Source organism: Chryseobacterium sp. 2VB, assembly GCF_005503635.1.
In the GTDB taxonomy this organism is placed as follows: Bacteria; Bacteroidota; Bacteroidia; order Flavobacteriales; family Weeksellaceae; genus Chryseobacterium; species Chryseobacterium cupriresistens.
In genome coordinates this window covers 154,250-169,219 of record NZ_SCNC01000009.1, presented here as the reverse complement: position 1 = coordinate 169,219, position 14,970 = coordinate 154,250, and the positions used below count along the sequence as shown (strand labels likewise).

The following is a 14,970-nucleotide window of genomic DNA, read 5'->3' as shown; positions in this document are numbered from 1 at the left end:
TTTAGGTGTGGGGGCCCTTCGGCTTCGCTCAGGGTGAGAGCGTGGGAAAGCCTCGGCGCGAGGAGTATGAATGGATAGCAGGAAATAGCTCCTAATAAAGTTCGAGAGTTGGAAGGTTGGAGGGTGAGTGGGTAAGAGAGTTTAGAGAGGGGAAGTGAAGCACAAAGAGACATAAGCTGAAATAGGGATATATTCTCTAAAAGGGACAAAAAACATTCCGTAAGAATCCTAAATATGTGGGACTCCTACGGAATGGGGATAAAACGAAGTTATATTTCTAGTTCAGAACGTATGATGTTCCGTCTCTTCCGTCTTTTAATTCGATCCCTTCTGCAAGCAGTTTATCTCTGATCTGGTCTGAAAGTTCGAAGTTTTTGGATTTTCTTGCCTGGTTTCTCAATTCGATCAAAACTTTTAAGGTCTGATCAAGTTTTTCATTGTTATTTTCTTCTATGGTCTGTAATCCCAGAACGTCGAAGATGAATGCATTCAGTGTTGATTTTAAGTCTTCAAGATCTTCTGTTGCAATTGTTTCTTTGCCATCTTTCAGCGCAAAGATATATTTCACCGCTTCAAACAGGTGGGCAATCAGTATTGGCGAATTAAAGTCATCTGTTAATGCTTCATAGGCTTTATTTTTCCATTCTTTCAGGCTGAAACCGGATTGTTTTGAATCATCAGGGGTAATAGAAGCCAATACTTTCACAGCTTCCATTAATCTGATAAATCCTTTTTCGCTCGCTATCATGGCATCGTTTGAAATATCCAGAACGCTTCGGTAGTGCGCCTGCAGGAAACAGAAGCGTACAATTGAAGGGTGGAACGGCTTTTCAAAGAAGTCGTTATCTCCTGTCACCAGCTGCATGGGCAGGATATAGTTTCCTGTAGATTTGCTCATACGCTGAGAATTCATCGTCAGCATATTGGCGTGCATCCAGTAATTCACCGGTGCGGCATCGTTGCAGGCTTTGCCTTGTGCAATTTCGCATTCGTGGTGGGGAAATTTAAGATCCATTCCTCCTCCATGGATATCGAATGTTTCGCCAAGATATTTTGTACTCATTGCAGTACATTCAAGGTGCCATCCCGGAAAACCTTCTCCCCAAGGGGAGTTCCATCTCATGATGTGGGCTGGGGATGCTTTTTTCCACAATGCAAAATCCTGTGGGTTTTTCTTTTCTCCCTGGCCGTCCAGGTCTCTGGTATTGGCAAAAAGTTCTTCTATATTTCGTTTTGAAAGTTCACCGTAATTCAATCCTCTTTTATTGTATTCCAAAACGTCAAAGTATACTGAACCGTTGCTTTCGTAGGCAAAACCTCTTTCAATCAGCTTTTGAGTTAATTCGATCTGTTCTACAATATGTCCTGTAGCGGTAGGTTCGATATTGGGTGGCAGCAGATTGAACATATCCAGTACTTTGTGGAAATCTACGGTATATTTCTGTACAATTTCCATAGGCTCCAGTTTTTCAAGTCTGGTTTGTTTTACGAATCTGTCGTTATCTACATTTCCATCATCGGTAAGGTGTCCTGCGTCGGTAATATTTCTTACATATCTTACTTTGTATCCCAAATGCATCAGGGTACGGTAGATAAAATCGAAAGAAAGGAAAGTTCTTACATTTCCCAAATGTACATTGCTGTACACGGTAGGTCCGCAGACATACATTCCGACATTTCCTTCCAAGATAGGTTTGAATATTTCTTTTTCCGCTGTAAGGGAGTTATATAATTTTAATTGCATTTATTTTTAAGTTAAAGATTTAATGATTTTAAGATTCAAAATTGAGTTAAAAAATATTTTTGTCACAACAAATAATTGTCGTGATAAAAATCTTATCTGAAACTTTTTTAAATTTTATCATAATTAAATCGCTTTTAAATGATGCTGCAGATGATCTACATAATCATCGATAATAAACTCCAATGTATAGACCCGTGGTTCTGTTTTGGTCGTATCACAGGTTCTCTGTAATGCTTCGTCCGGGATATTTTCTACGATATGAACAATCTGATAGTTCAAAGATTTCCACAGGTCAATAAGATCTGAAGTAGGAACATTCTGATAGTTCTGAGCTTTTACCCAAAAATTCTGATCATATACAATATTTTCGTTCTCTTTATATTGTGTCACAACAAATCTACGGATATTTGTAAAAGCGCTGTCACAAAGATGGCCAATAATTTCTTTTTTGGACCATTTTTCCGAGGAATTTTTATATATCCATTCTTCTTCAGTGATATTTTGGAATCTCTGAAGCTGTGTATCAATAATATTTTTAAGGATCTGGTAGTTCATTGTTTATTAATCCAGTTTTGCATGACTTCCTACGTAATGTAAGAATTCCTGTCTTGTGATAGGGTTTGTTCTGAAAATACCACTGAGTTCCGCAGTAATTGTGGAGCTTGCTGTATCTTTTATTCCTCTGCAGTTGACACAAAGGTGTTTTGCATCAATGATACACGCCACATCTTTAGTTCCCAAAGCTTCTTTCAAAGCATCTACAATCTGCATGGTAAGTCTTTCCTGAACCTGTGGTCTTTTCGCATAATAATCAACAATTCTGTTAATTTTTGAAAGACCGATTACTTCTCCATTGGAAATATAAGCAACATGTGCTCTACCTATAATTGGTAAAAAGTGATGCTCGCAGAAAGAGTATACCGTGATATCTTTTTCCACCAGCATCTGGCGGTATTTGTATTTGTTGGAGAAAGTGGAGATTCCTGGTTTATTTTCAGGAAGAAGTCCTCCGAAAATCTCGTTCACATACATTTTGGCAACACGTCTTGGAGAATCCTTCAGAGAATCATCTGTCATATCCAATCCCAACGTTTCCATAATCTCACCAAAAAGCTCAGTAATTTTTTCAATTTTTTCCTGTGGCGATTTATCAAAAGCATCTTCCCTTATAGGCGTATGTTCTTTTCCAGTGAAAATATCATCGTCGTTATCAGTAAAATCAACCATTTTTATTTAATTTGCAGCAAAAATACGGATAATATCTGTTCATCTATATTCAATTAGGGTGAAAAACATTATCTTTTATAACCAGCTCAGATTAAAAAGCCTATGATTATTGTCGAAGAAGTACAAAACCAACTCCATAAAAAGGAATTTCTGGAATTCCCGGCCCGTCTTTATGAACACGACAAAAATTATATCCGCCCTTTAGATAAACATATTGAGGAGATTTTTGATCCTGCCAAGAATAAATTCTTCAAAAACGGAGAATGTAAAAGGTTTCTGTTTAAAAGAAATGGTAACACCGTTGGGAAAGTAGCTGTTTTTGTGAACGGCTGTTATGAACAGAAGCAGCCTACGGGAGGAATTGGCTTTTTCGACTGTATTAATGATCAGGAAACTGCCAATTTTATTTTTGACCATTGTAAAAACTGGCTTCAAAAAAAAGGAATGGAAGCAATGGACGGACCTATCAATTTTGGAGAACGGGATAAATTCTGGGGGCTTCTAATTGAAGGTTTTATTGAGCCTTTATTTGGAATGAACTACAATTTCCCTTATTACAAAGATCTTTTTGAAAATTATGGTTTTCAGATTTATTTTGAGCAGCTATGTTTTACCAGACCTGTTTTTGCGGAAGTGTCGAGGATCTTTACCATTGCGCATGAAAAGAACAGAAGAAACCCTGCGATCTCAGCACAACCTATGAAAAAGAATAATTTGCCGAAGTTTGCAAAGGATTTTACAGAGATTTATAATAAAGCATGGGCATCTCATGGAGAAGGAAAGCATCTTGAAGAAGCAAAAGTTCTGAAGATGTTCAATACCATGAAACCTATCATCAATGAGCATATTTCCTGGTTTGTATACGAAAACGAAAAACCGATTGCGATGTGGATCAATATTCCTGATCTCAACCAGTGGTTTAAATATTTGAACGGGAAATTCGGGATTTTTCAAAAGCTTAAATTTTTGTTTTTAAAACGTTTTAAAAAGAATGAAAAAATGGTGGGGCTTGTTTTTGGTGTTGTCCCCGAATGGCAGAAGAAAGGTATTGACGGATATATGATCTGGGAAGGAACTCAGCATTTAAGAAAACATACGGATTTTACCATTACGGAACTTCAGTGGATTGGTGATTTTAACCCTAAAATGATTAAGATTGCAGAAACTCTTGATACTACAGTAACACGTAGACTTGCTACTTACCGGTATTTGTTTGACAGAAATAAGGAGTTTGAGAGACACACAATACTATAGCTAAATACTTTAACAAAATTTCATCATTTTAAGAATAATAATCGTATTTTTGAAAATAACTTTTGAAAACTTTAATAAAACTAACAAAATGAGAAAAGTAATTATAAGCGCCTTACTGGTTACTTCATGCATTGTATTTGCACAGGATTTTACTCCTGATAACTACTCATCCGGCTACTCAAGTACAATATCTGTAAACAGCCTCGGAGGAGATCACGCAGTATTCGGAGTACGATCAGAAAACTATGGGAGAGCATTAAAGTATGATGAAATAGCAGGTTCTCCTTATTACAATTCAGAGTTTCATCTTGCTAAAGTAGGTGAAAACTTTGAAAAAGTACCTGTAAGATACAATAGCTACAAGGATGAAGTAGAATTTCAGAAAGAAGGTAAACCTTTGGTCCTGCCTAAAGAAGAACAGTTTTCCAAAATTGAAATTTCATCGCCAAAAAGCACAATGGTATTATTAAAAACTGATGATGATCTGAGTGGTTATTTTTTTGAATTAGTTAATGGTAAAATCCCGCTTTTCAAAAAAATAAAGGTTAAATTTCAAGATGCCATCCCTGCAGCCAATTCATATGCAACTGATAAAGCGGCTTTTTTTAAAACATTAGACCCTGTTTACTATATCAAAACAGAATCAGGATATATTAAAAAACCGAAGAAAATAAAAGATATCACAGAGGCCTTCCCTGCAAAAAAGGATGAGATTGAAAACTTTGTAAAATCTAATAATATTAAAATCAACAAAGAAGAAGACCTCATCAAACTGGTTAAGTTCTTAAATCAATAAAAAAATAAACCCCTGTGAAATTTACAGGGGTTCCTTCATTTTGGTACTTTTATTAGAATAGCTCACCGGCTACTTTTTTGATGTTATCACTTTTCCCCATTGAGTAAAAGTGGAGAACGGGAACTCCAAAGTCCAGAAGTTCTTTACACTGAGCAATAGACCATTCTATTCCGATCTGTTTTACCGCTTCATTATTTTTTGCATTTTCCACCTCATTGATCAGTTCTTCAGGAAGATCTATTTTGAATACCTGTGGCAGGATTTTCAAGTGTTTCTTTGTTGCAATAGGTTTGATTCCCGGAATAATTGGAACCGTTATTCCCATTTCTCTTGCTTTCTGAACGAATTCAATATACTTTTTATTGTCAAAAAACATTTGGGTAACGATGTAATCTGCTCCGGCATCTACTTTTTGTTTCAGCCACTTCAGATCATAATTCATGGAGGGCGCTTCCATATGTTTTTCGGGATATCCAGCAACACCGATGCAGAATTTGTTCAGTTCATCACAAACCTGTTCTTCGTTATGAAGATATTTTCCTCTTCCCAGATCATTAATCTGATTGACAAGATCCATTGCACTGGCGTGCCCTCCCTGAGTAGGTTCAAAATATTGATGCCCTTTCATGGCGTCACCTCTTAAGGCCATTACATTATCTATTCCAAGGTACATACAATCTACCAGCAGATATTCTGTTTCTTCTTTTGTAAAACCTCCGCAAAGAAGGTGTGGCACTGTATCAACATTATATTTATGCTGGATGGCTGCACAAATACCCAAGGTTCCGGGGCGCATCCTTGTAATACGGCGTTCCATCAGCCCGTTTCCTTTGTCCAGATAGATGTATTCTTCTCTGGATGTGGTAACATCAATGAAAGGAGGTTTGAACTCCATCAACGGATCTATGTTCGTATAAAGATCTTCAATACCTATTCCCTTTTGTGGTGGAACAACTTCTAAGGAGAATAAAGTTTTTCCATTTGCGTTTTTAATGTGTTCTGTTATCTTCATGTTAATGTTAATCTGCTAAATTGGGTGACAACCATTTTTTCGCTTCCTGGATGCTACAACCTCTTCTTGCTGCATAATCTTCAAGCTGGTCTTCTGTAATTTTACCTAATCCGAAATATTTGGCATGCGGGCTTCCGAAATAATATCCGGAAACAGATGCTGTTGGGAACATGGCAAGGCTTTCTGTAAGGAAAACCCCAGTATTCTCTTCTACTTTTAAAAGGTCCCAGATGGTTTTCTTTTCCAGATGGTCCGGGCAAGCCGGATATCCCGGAGCCGGACGGATTCCTTTATATTTTTCGGCAATAAGCTCTTCGTTGCTTAAGTTTTCCTGATTGGCGTATCCCCAGTATTCCGTTCTGACTTTTTTATGTAAGAATTCGGCATAAGCTTCTGCAAAACGGTCTGCCAAAGCTTTGACCATGATAGAATTGTAATCATCATTGGCTTTTTCGTATTCCGCAGACAGTTCATCGGTACCAAATCCGGTGGTTACACAGAATGCTCCTACATAATCGGTTTTTCCAGAGCTTTGAGGAGCAATAAAATCACTTAGCGCCAGATAATCTTTGCCTTTTGATCTCTGAGCCTGCTGTCTTAGAGTTAAAAATTTTGCCTGCTCATTATTATTTCCATCAAAAATCAAAATATCATCAGATTCATTGGAATTGGCTTTAAAGATTCCGAAGATGGCTTTTGCGGTTAACAGTTTCTCATCCAGAATTCTATTCAAAATAACCTGAGCATCTTTGAATAGTTCTTTCGCCTGAACTCCTACCACCTCATCTTCCAGAATATTCGGGTATTTTCCGTGGAGATCCCAGCTTCTGAAAAACGGAGACCAGTCGATAAAAGGAAGAAGCTCTCTCAGATCCTGATTTTCAATTACTTTTATTCCGAGATTATTCGGTGTGAAAATTTCTTCATTTTCCCAGTCAATTTTAAAGTGATTTTCCCTTGCTTCTTTGATTGAAACATAATCTTTATCCACCTGTCTGTTCAGAAATTTTTCTCTGAAATCAGAGTAGTCATTCTTTAAATCCGAAACATATTCTTTATTTCTGTCACCCAGCAATGAGCTTACAACGTTTACCGCTCTTGAAGCATCATTCACATGAACGACAGCATTTTTATATTTCAAATCGATTTTCACGGCCGTATGTGCTTTTGACGTTGTAGCACCGCCGATTAATAGAGGGAAATCCAAATTTTGTCTTTCTAATTCTGAAGCGATGTACACCATTTCATCCAAACTTGGGGTAATCAGTCCGCTTAGCCCAATAACATCTACTTTTTCTTCAATGGCAGTCTGAATAATCTTTTCGGCGGGAACCATTACTCCAAGGTCAACAATTTCATAGTTGTTACAACCTAAAACAACACTCACAATGTTTTTGCCGATATCATGAACGTCCCCTTTTACGGTTGCCATTAATATTTTTCCGTTGGCAGGTTTTGTTCCGTCTTTTTCTGCTTCAATGAAAGGCTGTAAATAAGCTACTGCCTTTTTCATTACCCTTGCGGATTTTACTACCTGTGGAAGGAACATTTTTCCACTTCCGAATAAATCTCCAACCACTCCCATACCTGTCATCAGGTTCACTTCGATGACGTGAAGGGGTCTTTCGGCCAATAGCCTTGCTTCTTCTACATCTTCTTCAATAAAACGGTCGATTCCTTTTACCAAAGCATGGGTAATCCTTTCCTGTAGAGGATTATTTCTCCACTCTAAGTCTTCAGTCTTTTCCTTTTTTACCGATTTATGTTTCTCAGAGTAATCTAAAAGCCTTTCGGTAGCATCTTCTCTTTTATCCAGGATGACATCTTCTACCAGCTCCAGCAATTCTTTATTGATTTCATCATAAACCTCCAGCATAGCCGGATTTACAATACCAATGTTCATTCCTGCCTGAATCGCATGGTACAGGAATACAGAGTGCATGGCTTCTCTCACCGTATCATTTCCACGGAAAGAGAAAGAAACATTACTCACGCCTCCACTCACGGATGCGTAAGGAAGGTTTTGTCTTACCCAGCGTGTCGCTTCAATAAAATCGATGGCATTTCTTCTGTGCTCATCCATTCCAGTTGCTACCGGAAAGATATTTAAGTCGAAAATGATATCTTCTGCGGGGAAGCCAATCTGGTTCACCAAAATATCATAGGAACGTTTTGAAATTTCAATTCTTCGTTCAAAACTGTCTGCCTGTCCTACCTCATCAAATGCCATTACAATGACAGCTGCACCATACCTTTTGATGGCCTTGGCATGTTTGATAAATTCTTCCTCGCCTTCTTTTAAGCTAATGGAATTCACGACACATTTTCCCTGAGCTACCTGAAGACCTGCTTCAAGGATCTCCCATTTGGAAGAATCTACCATAATCGGGATTCTTGCAATATCCGGTTCAGAGGCAATTAAGTTCAGGAATTTGATCATCGATGCTTTTCCATCAATCAAACCATCATCAAAGTTAACATCCAGAATCTGGGCACCTCCTTCTACCTGATGGCGGGCAATATCTAAGGCTTCTGAGAATTTCTCCTCTTTAATCAGTCTTAAAAACTTTTTGGATCCGGCAACATTTGTTCTTTCACCAACGTTGATGAAATTACTTTCCGGGGTTATGATAAGAGGCTCGAGGCCTGATAATCTTAAATACTTCATTTTATTCTTCTAAAATATAGTAGGCATTATTGGCATTCTGCTTCAATAAATCCCTATGCTTACTTAAAGCTGTAATCAGCGGAAATCTTTTGTATGCTAAACCATGTTCTTTAGCAAATTCTTCAATCTCCTCTGTAATTTCATTATAATACATATAACTGTAATTGGGAAACAGATGGTGAGCAACGTGAAAATTGAAATTTCCCAACACATTTCTTACAAACCAGTTATTTTCTTTGAGATCATTGGTTACTTCCAGCTGGTGGCGAAGCCAGCTAAACGGCAGACCATTCTCTTTATTTAATTTTGGAAAGGCATTATCAGGAAGCGGATGCAAAGGCAGTAACACAAACAATGCAAAAATACTTGCTGATATCACCTGTAAAAACCACGCTCCTAAAGCCAATCCTATTGATACTTTAAAGAACACTACAGGAACAACGATCTGATAAAAGAAATAGAACAGCTTATAGCTTATCATTTTTACTTTTTCAATGGTGGGTATCTTTCCCTGGGTTTTTAAAATCACCCTTTCTTTATCAAAAAAGTCTCTGAAGTCTCTTATAAACATCCAGTTGAACAAATACAACGGATAGACTAAAAAGAAAAACTTGTCCTGATACTTCTGTACTCCTTTCGCTTTAATCCACGGTACAATTAAAAGCAGTCCGCTCTGCTCGATATCCGTATCCCATCCATCTACGTTCGGATAGGCGTGATGGCTTGCGATATGTCTTTTTTTCCAGATATAGGAGTTGGCTCCTATAAAATCAAAAATGTGAAGAATCAGCCCATTGAGTCTTTTACTCTTATAAATGTTATTATGGGCCGCTTCGTGGATTAAGTTTAAATAAATCAAAACCAGAGAAATTCCCATTAAAACAAAACTCAGAATATAGATCCAATGCTTTTCGGCATTAAGAACAGCGAGAAAATATAAACCAATATAGACCAATGGCAGGATGACTGCTTTGATCTGAATGTAGATATCTCTGTTTTCAGAAATCCCTTCCACCCTTTGGTTTACTTTCTTCCTCAACTCATTAAAAAGCTTAACATCTTCTGAATCTTTTAAGTAAATCGGCTTTTCCATTACATTAAATTTTGTGGTTTATTTAAAGATAATATTTATAACCGAGCCTTCATTCTTGATTTTAATTAAAAAAATCTATCAAATCAGACAAATTCTTTCAATTCTCTAGGCGGATAATCTTTCACCAGATCTGCAATCGCCCTGATATGCTCAGGGGTAGTTCCGCAGCATCCTCCTATAATATTGATTAATCCTTTCTCTACATATTCTTTGATCTGTCTTGCCATATCTTCCGGAGTTTCGTCATATTTTCCAAAAGCATTCGGTAAACCGGCATTCGGATATGCTGAAACATAGAATCCTGAATTATGAGCCAGTGTTTCAAGGTAAGGAGTCAGCTGATCTGCTCCCAATGCACAGTTGAATCCTACACTTAATAAGTTCAGGTGAGACACTGATATGAGAAAAGCTTCCGCGGTCTGTCCGCTCAATGTTCTTCCTGAAGCATCTGTAATAGTTCCTGAAACCATAATCGGAATCTTAATTCCTCTTTCATCCTGCAGTTCATCAATAGCGAATAAAGCAGCTTTTGCATTCAAAGTATCAAAGATGGTTTCTACCAGAAGGATGTCTGAACCCCCATCCAGCAAAGCTTCACACTGCTGTTTGTAAGCTACTCTCAATTCTTCAAAAGTGATGGCTCTGTATCCCGGATCATTCACATCAGGGCTTAAACTTGCTGTTCTGTTGGTAGGTCCGATAGATCCTGCTACAAATCTCGGTTTGTCCGGATTTTTTGCGGTGTACTCGTCACAGGCTTTTCTGGCAATTTTTGCTGACTCATAGTTCAGGTCGTATACCAGATCTTCCATATGATAATCTGCCATGGCAATCGTAGTTCCTGAGAACGTATTGGTTTCAATGATGTCTGCTCCGGCTTCCAGATATTTCTTGTGAACTTCTTCAATCGCCTGAGGCTGTGTCAGAGAAAGCAGGTCATTGTTTCCTTTTACCGGATGTTCCCAGTCTTTGAAGCGCTCCCCACGGTAATCTTCTTCTTCGAATTTGTATCTCTGAAGCATGGTACCCATCGCTCCGTCAAGAATTAAAATTCTTTCGGATAAAGCTTTATATAATTGTTCTGAATTTTTCATTTTTATCTTTTTTGGCTAAAAACCAGTTGCTATTTGGATTAATCCAAAGCTTGTTTTAAATCTGCAATGATATCATCCACATTTTCCAATCCTACTGAACAACGTACCAGTCCTGCAGTAATACCTACTTCATTTCTTTCTTCGTCTGACAGTTTGGAGTGCGTTGTAGAAGCCGGATGCGTAACGATCGTTCTTGTATCACCTAAGTTGGCGGACAATGAACACATTTGTATCTTATCTAAAAAGTTTCTTCCTCCTTCTATTCCTCCTTTTATTTCAAAGGCTACGATATTTCCCCCGAGCTTCATCTGCTTTCTGGCTACTTCATAGCTTGGATGGGATTTCAGGAATGGATATTTTACCAATTCTACATTAGGATGGCTTTCTAAAAACTCCGCTACCTTCAAGGCATTCTCACAATGCTTTTCTACACGGATAGCCAATGTTTCCAGACTTTTTGATAATACCCAGGCGTTGAAAGGAGACAATGCAGGCCCTGTATTTCTTGCGAAAAGATAAATTTCTCTGATCAGGTCTTCTTTTCCTACTGCGATTCCTCCTAAAACTCTTCCTTGTCCGTCAATCAGTTTCGTTGCTGAGTGTACCACAATATCTGCACCATATTTGATGGGCTGCTGAAGATAAGGTGTTGCAAAACAATTATCTACAATAAATATAAGATTATGCTTTTTGGCGATCTGACCGAAAAACTCAAGATCCAGAATTTCAATAGCGGGATTGGTAGGAGTTTCAAGGTATAAGATCTTTGTATTAGGTTTGATGTATTGCTCCACATTCGCTGCATCTTCTGCTTTGAAATAAGAGGTTTCAATATTCCATTTCGGGAAATATTTGGTAAACAAAGTGTGGGTAGACCCGAATACTGACTGGCAGCTCACAATATGATCTCCAGCGTTTAACAAAGCTGCAAATGTAGAATAGATGGCTGCCATTCCTGTTGCAAAAGCATATCCTGCTTCTGCACCTTCCATTTTAGCGATCTTATCTGTAAATTCTGTTACATTAGGATTGGAAAAACGGCTGTATAAATTTTTAGGTTTTTCTTCTGCAAAGCTTGCTCTCATATCCTCCGCATCCTGAAATATAAAACTGGAGGTAAGATAGAGCGGCGTAGAATGCTCATCAAACTGAGTTCTTTCCGTCTGGGTTCTTATTGCTGATGTTTCAAAATTTTCCATATAGTTTTAATTTGTCAATTTAACAGTGTATCAATGAGATTCTTCACTATGTTCAGAATGACACACTGTTATATTAAATATTATTTTGTTTCACTTACTCTTAAAATATCTCCGAATACTCCTCTTGCGGTTACCTTTGCTCCGGCTCCGGCTCCCATAATCACGATTGGATTTTCACCATAGCTTTCTGTATAAATTTCAAAGATGGAGTCTGAACCTTTCAGTTGTCCCAATGCTGAAGTTGCAGGAACAGAAACCAGTTTTACATCCAGTTCACCTTTATCTTTCTGTAAATCTCCGTGCAGATCACCTACATATCTCAATACATGTCCCGGTTCCTGATTTTCTTTTATTTTCTGATATTCTTCGTCCAGTTCTTCCAGTCTTGAAAGGAATTCTGATTTTGAAACTTCAAGCAGACTTTCCGGAACAAGATTTTGAATATTGATATCTCCGAACTCGTTGATTAAGTCTAATTCTCTCGCCAGGATCAATAGTTTTCTTGCAACATCATTTCCTGATAAGTCTTCTCTCGGATCCGGTTCGGTGTATCCTTTTTCCAAGGCTTCGTTGATGATGGTTGAAAATTTATCGTCTCTCAAAGAAAAATTATTGAACACATAGCTCAATGTTCCTGAGAATACGCCTTTGATTCTTGTGATATTTTCTCCTGAAAGGTGCAGTAATTTGATGGTATCAATTAAAGGTAATCCAGCCCCAACATTGGTTTCATACAAGTAACGTCTGTTATTTTTATTCAACGTATATCTTAGTTTTCTGTATTCTTCTATCGGAAGGGTATTGAAAATCTTGTTGGAAGAAACCAGATCGAAACCGTTTTCTGCCAGGGCATGATAGTTTTTAACAAAATCTTTGCTTGCTGTGTTATCCACAACGATCAGATTTTCCAGTTGATTTTCGTTGGAGAAATTAATCAGTTCTTCAACATTTGACGGTCTTTCAGCTGTTAAAACCTCATCTCCCCAATTGGCATCAAACCCTTTTTTGTTGAAGGCAATTTTCTTTGAATTGGCTACCGCAACTACTTTAAGGTCTATTTTTTTACGTTTTTTAATTTCTTCTGCAGATTCAAGTACCTGTTCTATCAAGGTTTTTCCTACGTTTCCGTGACCAATAATGGCCAGATGAACGGTCTTTGGCTTTTTGAAAATTTCAGATTCTATGATATTTCTTGTTTTTTCATCCTGCGAAGAGGTCACTACGATATTGACTCTGTTTTCTCCTGCCACCTGATTTAAAAGTAACGGGAAAACATTATTTCTTGCCAGCTCAGCAAAAACTTTATTGAAATCTTCTGCAACAAAACCAATCACAGAAACATTATTGATACTATAAATCTGAGAAACTTTTCCTGATTTTCTTTCTGCCTCAAATTCATCAATAAGACAGGCAACTGCTTTTTCTGCATCATTTTCATGAACCAGAATAGAAATTCCGTTTTCTATGGCCTGCTGAGAGATTACTCCTACACTGATACGCGCCAAAGTAAGCGCTTTAAAAATTCGTCCGTCAATCCCGATTTCTCCCAGGAAATCTTCTCCTTCAAATTTGACGATTGATCTGTTCTTCAAAAATTTTATTTCGTTAGCATTTTTCATTACTTCTATAAAATGTTTTTAATGATATTATTTAATTGTTGATATTCCATTAGGAAGGCATCATGCCCGTGTATAGATTGGATCTCGTGATAAGAAACATCCTTATTTTTCTCTTTTAAGTTTTCAAAACACATTCGGATTTCAGAAGCCGGGAAGAATAAGTCTGTATCTACGGAGATCATGTGCATTCGTGCCTGAATGTTCTCCAGTGCTGTATCAGCAGCATTTATATTCATTAAGAGATGATTCATCAGTTTGTACGCTTTCAAACTAAATCTTTCGTTTAGCGCATTACCATGATAAACCAGCCAGTCTTCTGATTCCAGGCGTTGTTTGTCCTGGTTATATTGGTTTTGAAATCTGTCATTGAGCGACTGCGGTGTTCTGTAGCACAACATGGCATGAATTCTTGCTTTCTGTAATGGTTCTTCCTTATCATTTAATAAAAATTTCTGAACCAGACACTGTGCATGAAGCCAGTCGTGCGTTCTGTAATCGCAGGCAATAGGAATAAAAATCTCAGCAAGATCCGGCTGCTGGGCAAGCATTTCCCAGGCAATACCTCCTCCCAGAGAGCCTCCTATAATGGCATATAAATTTTTGATCTGTAAAACTTCAAGCCCTTTCAGAAATATCGCAGCGATATCTGAAGGAGTAAAGTCTTCATAATCTTCAATTAAAAAATCGTCATATCCGTTTCCTGGTATATTGAAGCACAGAACGGTATACTGATCGGTATCAACAATCTGATTTTTCCCTACCAGCTGTTTCCACCAGCCTTTTTCTCCGGATACATTTGAGTTTCCGGTGAGAGCATGGTTGATTAAGATAACAGGGGCTGTAAACAGATCTTTCCCAAAGAGCTGATAGCTCAACGGGATATGGTATTCCTTTTGGGAATGAGTTTGATACGTAAGATTAATATAGTTTAGTTCTGTTTTCAATTCTATTAAATTTTAATACAATTGAAAATGCCACAGGAAATGGCTGAAAAAGAACTTCAGTGAGTTATCTGTCCAAAATTATTTGGTAGAACGTAGCACCTTCTTTGCTTGCGCAAAGGGTTGCTAAGGTTTCATAGGGTCTAATCCCTCAACCTTTCTTGATAACATTTTCAATATTTGAATGAACGAATGGTGCAAAGGTAGTTCTTTTCTTTTAATTTCAAAAAAAAATTATTTTAATATTTAAAAAAGCCCTTAAATACAAGTATTCCAAGACCATATTAATAATTGTTCAGATGAAAAAAATTGGAATTACTTCT

12 protein-coding genes and 1 riboswitch are annotated in these 14,970 nt (G+C 37.6%); of the genes, 2 read left to right on the top strand and 10 right to left on the bottom strand.

Going from position 1 to position 14,970, the window contains the following annotated elements; translation table 11 throughout:
* Nucleotides 1-277 precede the first annotated feature (277 nt).
* From cysS to folE, 3 genes are all read right to left on the bottom strand, one after another.
* Nucleotides 278-1,744: a cysteine--tRNA ligase gene (gene cysS, locus FFS26_RS11125; protein ID WP_110008604.1), complete on the bottom strand. Its 1,467-nt coding sequence runs from the start codon at nt 1,742-1,744 to the stop codon at nt 278-280.
* A 123-nt stretch (nt 1,745-1,867) separates the two neighbouring features.
* Nucleotides 1,868-2,299: a DinB family protein gene (locus FFS26_RS11120; protein ID WP_110008603.1), complete on the bottom strand. Its 432-nt coding sequence runs from the start codon at nt 2,297-2,299 to the stop codon at nt 1,868-1,870.
* Nucleotides 2,300-2,305: 6 nt separating this feature from the next.
* On the bottom strand, nt 2,306-2,971 hold the full coding sequence (folE, locus tag FFS26_RS11115) for a GTP cyclohydrolase I FolE (RefSeq protein ID WP_002983392.1): 666 nt from the start codon (nt 2,969-2,971) through the stop codon (nt 2,306-2,308).
* A gap of 102 nt (nt 2,972-3,073) precedes the next feature.
* On the opposite strand from folE, the gene FFS26_RS11110 reads away from it, so the two are divergent.
* A complete protein-coding gene (locus tag FFS26_RS11110; protein ID WP_137905050.1) occupies nt 3,074-4,225 on the top strand; it encodes a hypothetical protein in 1,152 nt (383 codons plus the stop codon).
* Between the two features lie 88 nt (nt 4,226-4,313).
* Complete coding sequence (locus FFS26_RS11105) at nt 4,314-5,021, top strand: hypothetical protein (protein WP_110008602.1); 708 nt, start codon at nt 4,314-4,316, stop codon at nt 5,019-5,021.
* Nucleotides 5,022-5,073: 52 nt separating this feature from the next.
* On the opposite strand, the gene metF is transcribed toward FFS26_RS11105, so the two are convergent.
* The 7 genes from metF to FFS26_RS11070 form a co-directional block, all read right to left on the bottom strand.
* Complete coding sequence (gene metF / locus FFS26_RS11100; RefSeq protein WP_110008601.1) at nt 5,074-6,033, bottom strand: methylenetetrahydrofolate reductase [NAD(P)H]; 960 nt, start codon at nt 6,031-6,033, stop codon at nt 5,074-5,076.
* Between the two features lie 7 nt (nt 6,034-6,040).
* Nucleotides 6,041-8,701, bottom strand: a complete 2,661-nt coding sequence (metH, locus tag FFS26_RS11095; RefSeq protein WP_137905049.1) for a methionine synthase — start codon at nt 8,699-8,701, stop codon at nt 6,041-6,043.
* 1 nt (nt 8,702) lies between these two features.
* Nucleotides 8,703-9,794, bottom strand: coding sequence for a fatty acid desaturase family protein (locus FFS26_RS11090; RefSeq protein ID WP_110008599.1), 1,092 nt, complete (start codon nt 9,792-9,794; stop codon nt 8,703-8,705).
* Between the two features lie 83 nt (nt 9,795-9,877).
* Nucleotides 9,878-10,888 carry a homocysteine S-methyltransferase family protein gene (locus tag FFS26_RS11085; protein WP_137905048.1) on the bottom strand — a complete coding sequence of 337 codons (1,011 nt, stop codon included), beginning with the start codon at nt 10,886-10,888 and terminating at the stop codon, nt 9,878-9,880.
* Nucleotides 10,889-10,926: 38 nt separating this feature from the next.
* Entirely contained in the window at nt 10,927-12,087 is a 1,161-nt protein-coding gene (locus FFS26_RS11080) for an O-succinylhomoserine sulfhydrylase (RefSeq protein WP_110008597.1), read from the bottom strand.
* A gap of 80 nt (nt 12,088-12,167) precedes the next feature.
* A complete protein-coding gene (locus FFS26_RS11075; protein ID WP_110008596.1) occupies nt 12,168-13,706 on the bottom strand; it encodes an ACT domain-containing protein in 1,539 nt (512 codons plus the stop codon).
* 5 nt (nt 13,707-13,711) lie between these two features.
* Nucleotides 13,712-14,650: an alpha/beta fold hydrolase gene (locus FFS26_RS11070; protein ID WP_110008595.1), complete on the bottom strand. Its 939-nt coding sequence runs from the start codon at nt 14,648-14,650 to the stop codon at nt 13,712-13,714.
* Nucleotides 14,651-14,711: 61 nt separating this feature from the next.
* A riboswitch (SAM riboswitch) is annotated at nt 14,712-14,818 on the bottom strand.
* Nucleotides 14,819-14,970: the final 152 nt, after the last annotated feature.

Coding starts and splice junctions, on each gene's coding strand:
- cysS (WP_110008604.1), bottom strand. CDS start 1,744: ATGCAATTAAAATTATATAACTCCCTTACAGCGGAAAAAGAAATATTC.
- FFS26_RS11120 (WP_110008603.1), bottom strand. CDS start 2,299: ATGAACTACCAGATCCTTAAAAATATTATTGATACACAGCTTCAGAGA.
- folE (WP_002983392.1), bottom strand. CDS start 2,971: ATGGTTGATTTTACTGATAACGACGATGATATTTTCACTGGAAAAGAA.
- FFS26_RS11110 (WP_137905050.1), top strand. CDS start 3,074: ATGATTATTGTCGAAGAAGTACAAAACCAACTCCATAAAAAGGAATTT.
- FFS26_RS11105 (WP_110008602.1), top strand. CDS start 4,314: ATGAGAAAAGTAATTATAAGCGCCTTACTGGTTACTTCATGCATTGTA.
- metF (WP_110008601.1), bottom strand. CDS start 6,033: ATGAAGATAACAGAACACATTAAAAACGCAAATGGAAAAACTTTATTC.
- metH (WP_137905049.1), bottom strand. CDS start 8,701: ATGAAGTATTTAAGATTATCAGGCCTCGAGCCTCTTATCATAACCCCG.
- FFS26_RS11090 (WP_110008599.1), bottom strand. CDS start 9,794: ATGGAAAAGCCGATTTACTTAAAAGATTCAGAAGATGTTAAGCTTTTT.
- FFS26_RS11085 (WP_137905048.1), bottom strand. CDS start 10,888: ATGAAAAATTCAGAACAATTATATAAAGCTTTATCCGAAAGAATTTTA.
- FFS26_RS11080 (WP_110008597.1), bottom strand. CDS start 12,087: ATGGAAAATTTTGAAACATCAGCAATAAGAACCCAGACGGAAAGAACT.
- FFS26_RS11075 (WP_110008596.1), bottom strand. CDS start 13,706: ATGAAAAATGCTAACGAAATAAAATTTTTGAAGAACAGATCAATCGTC.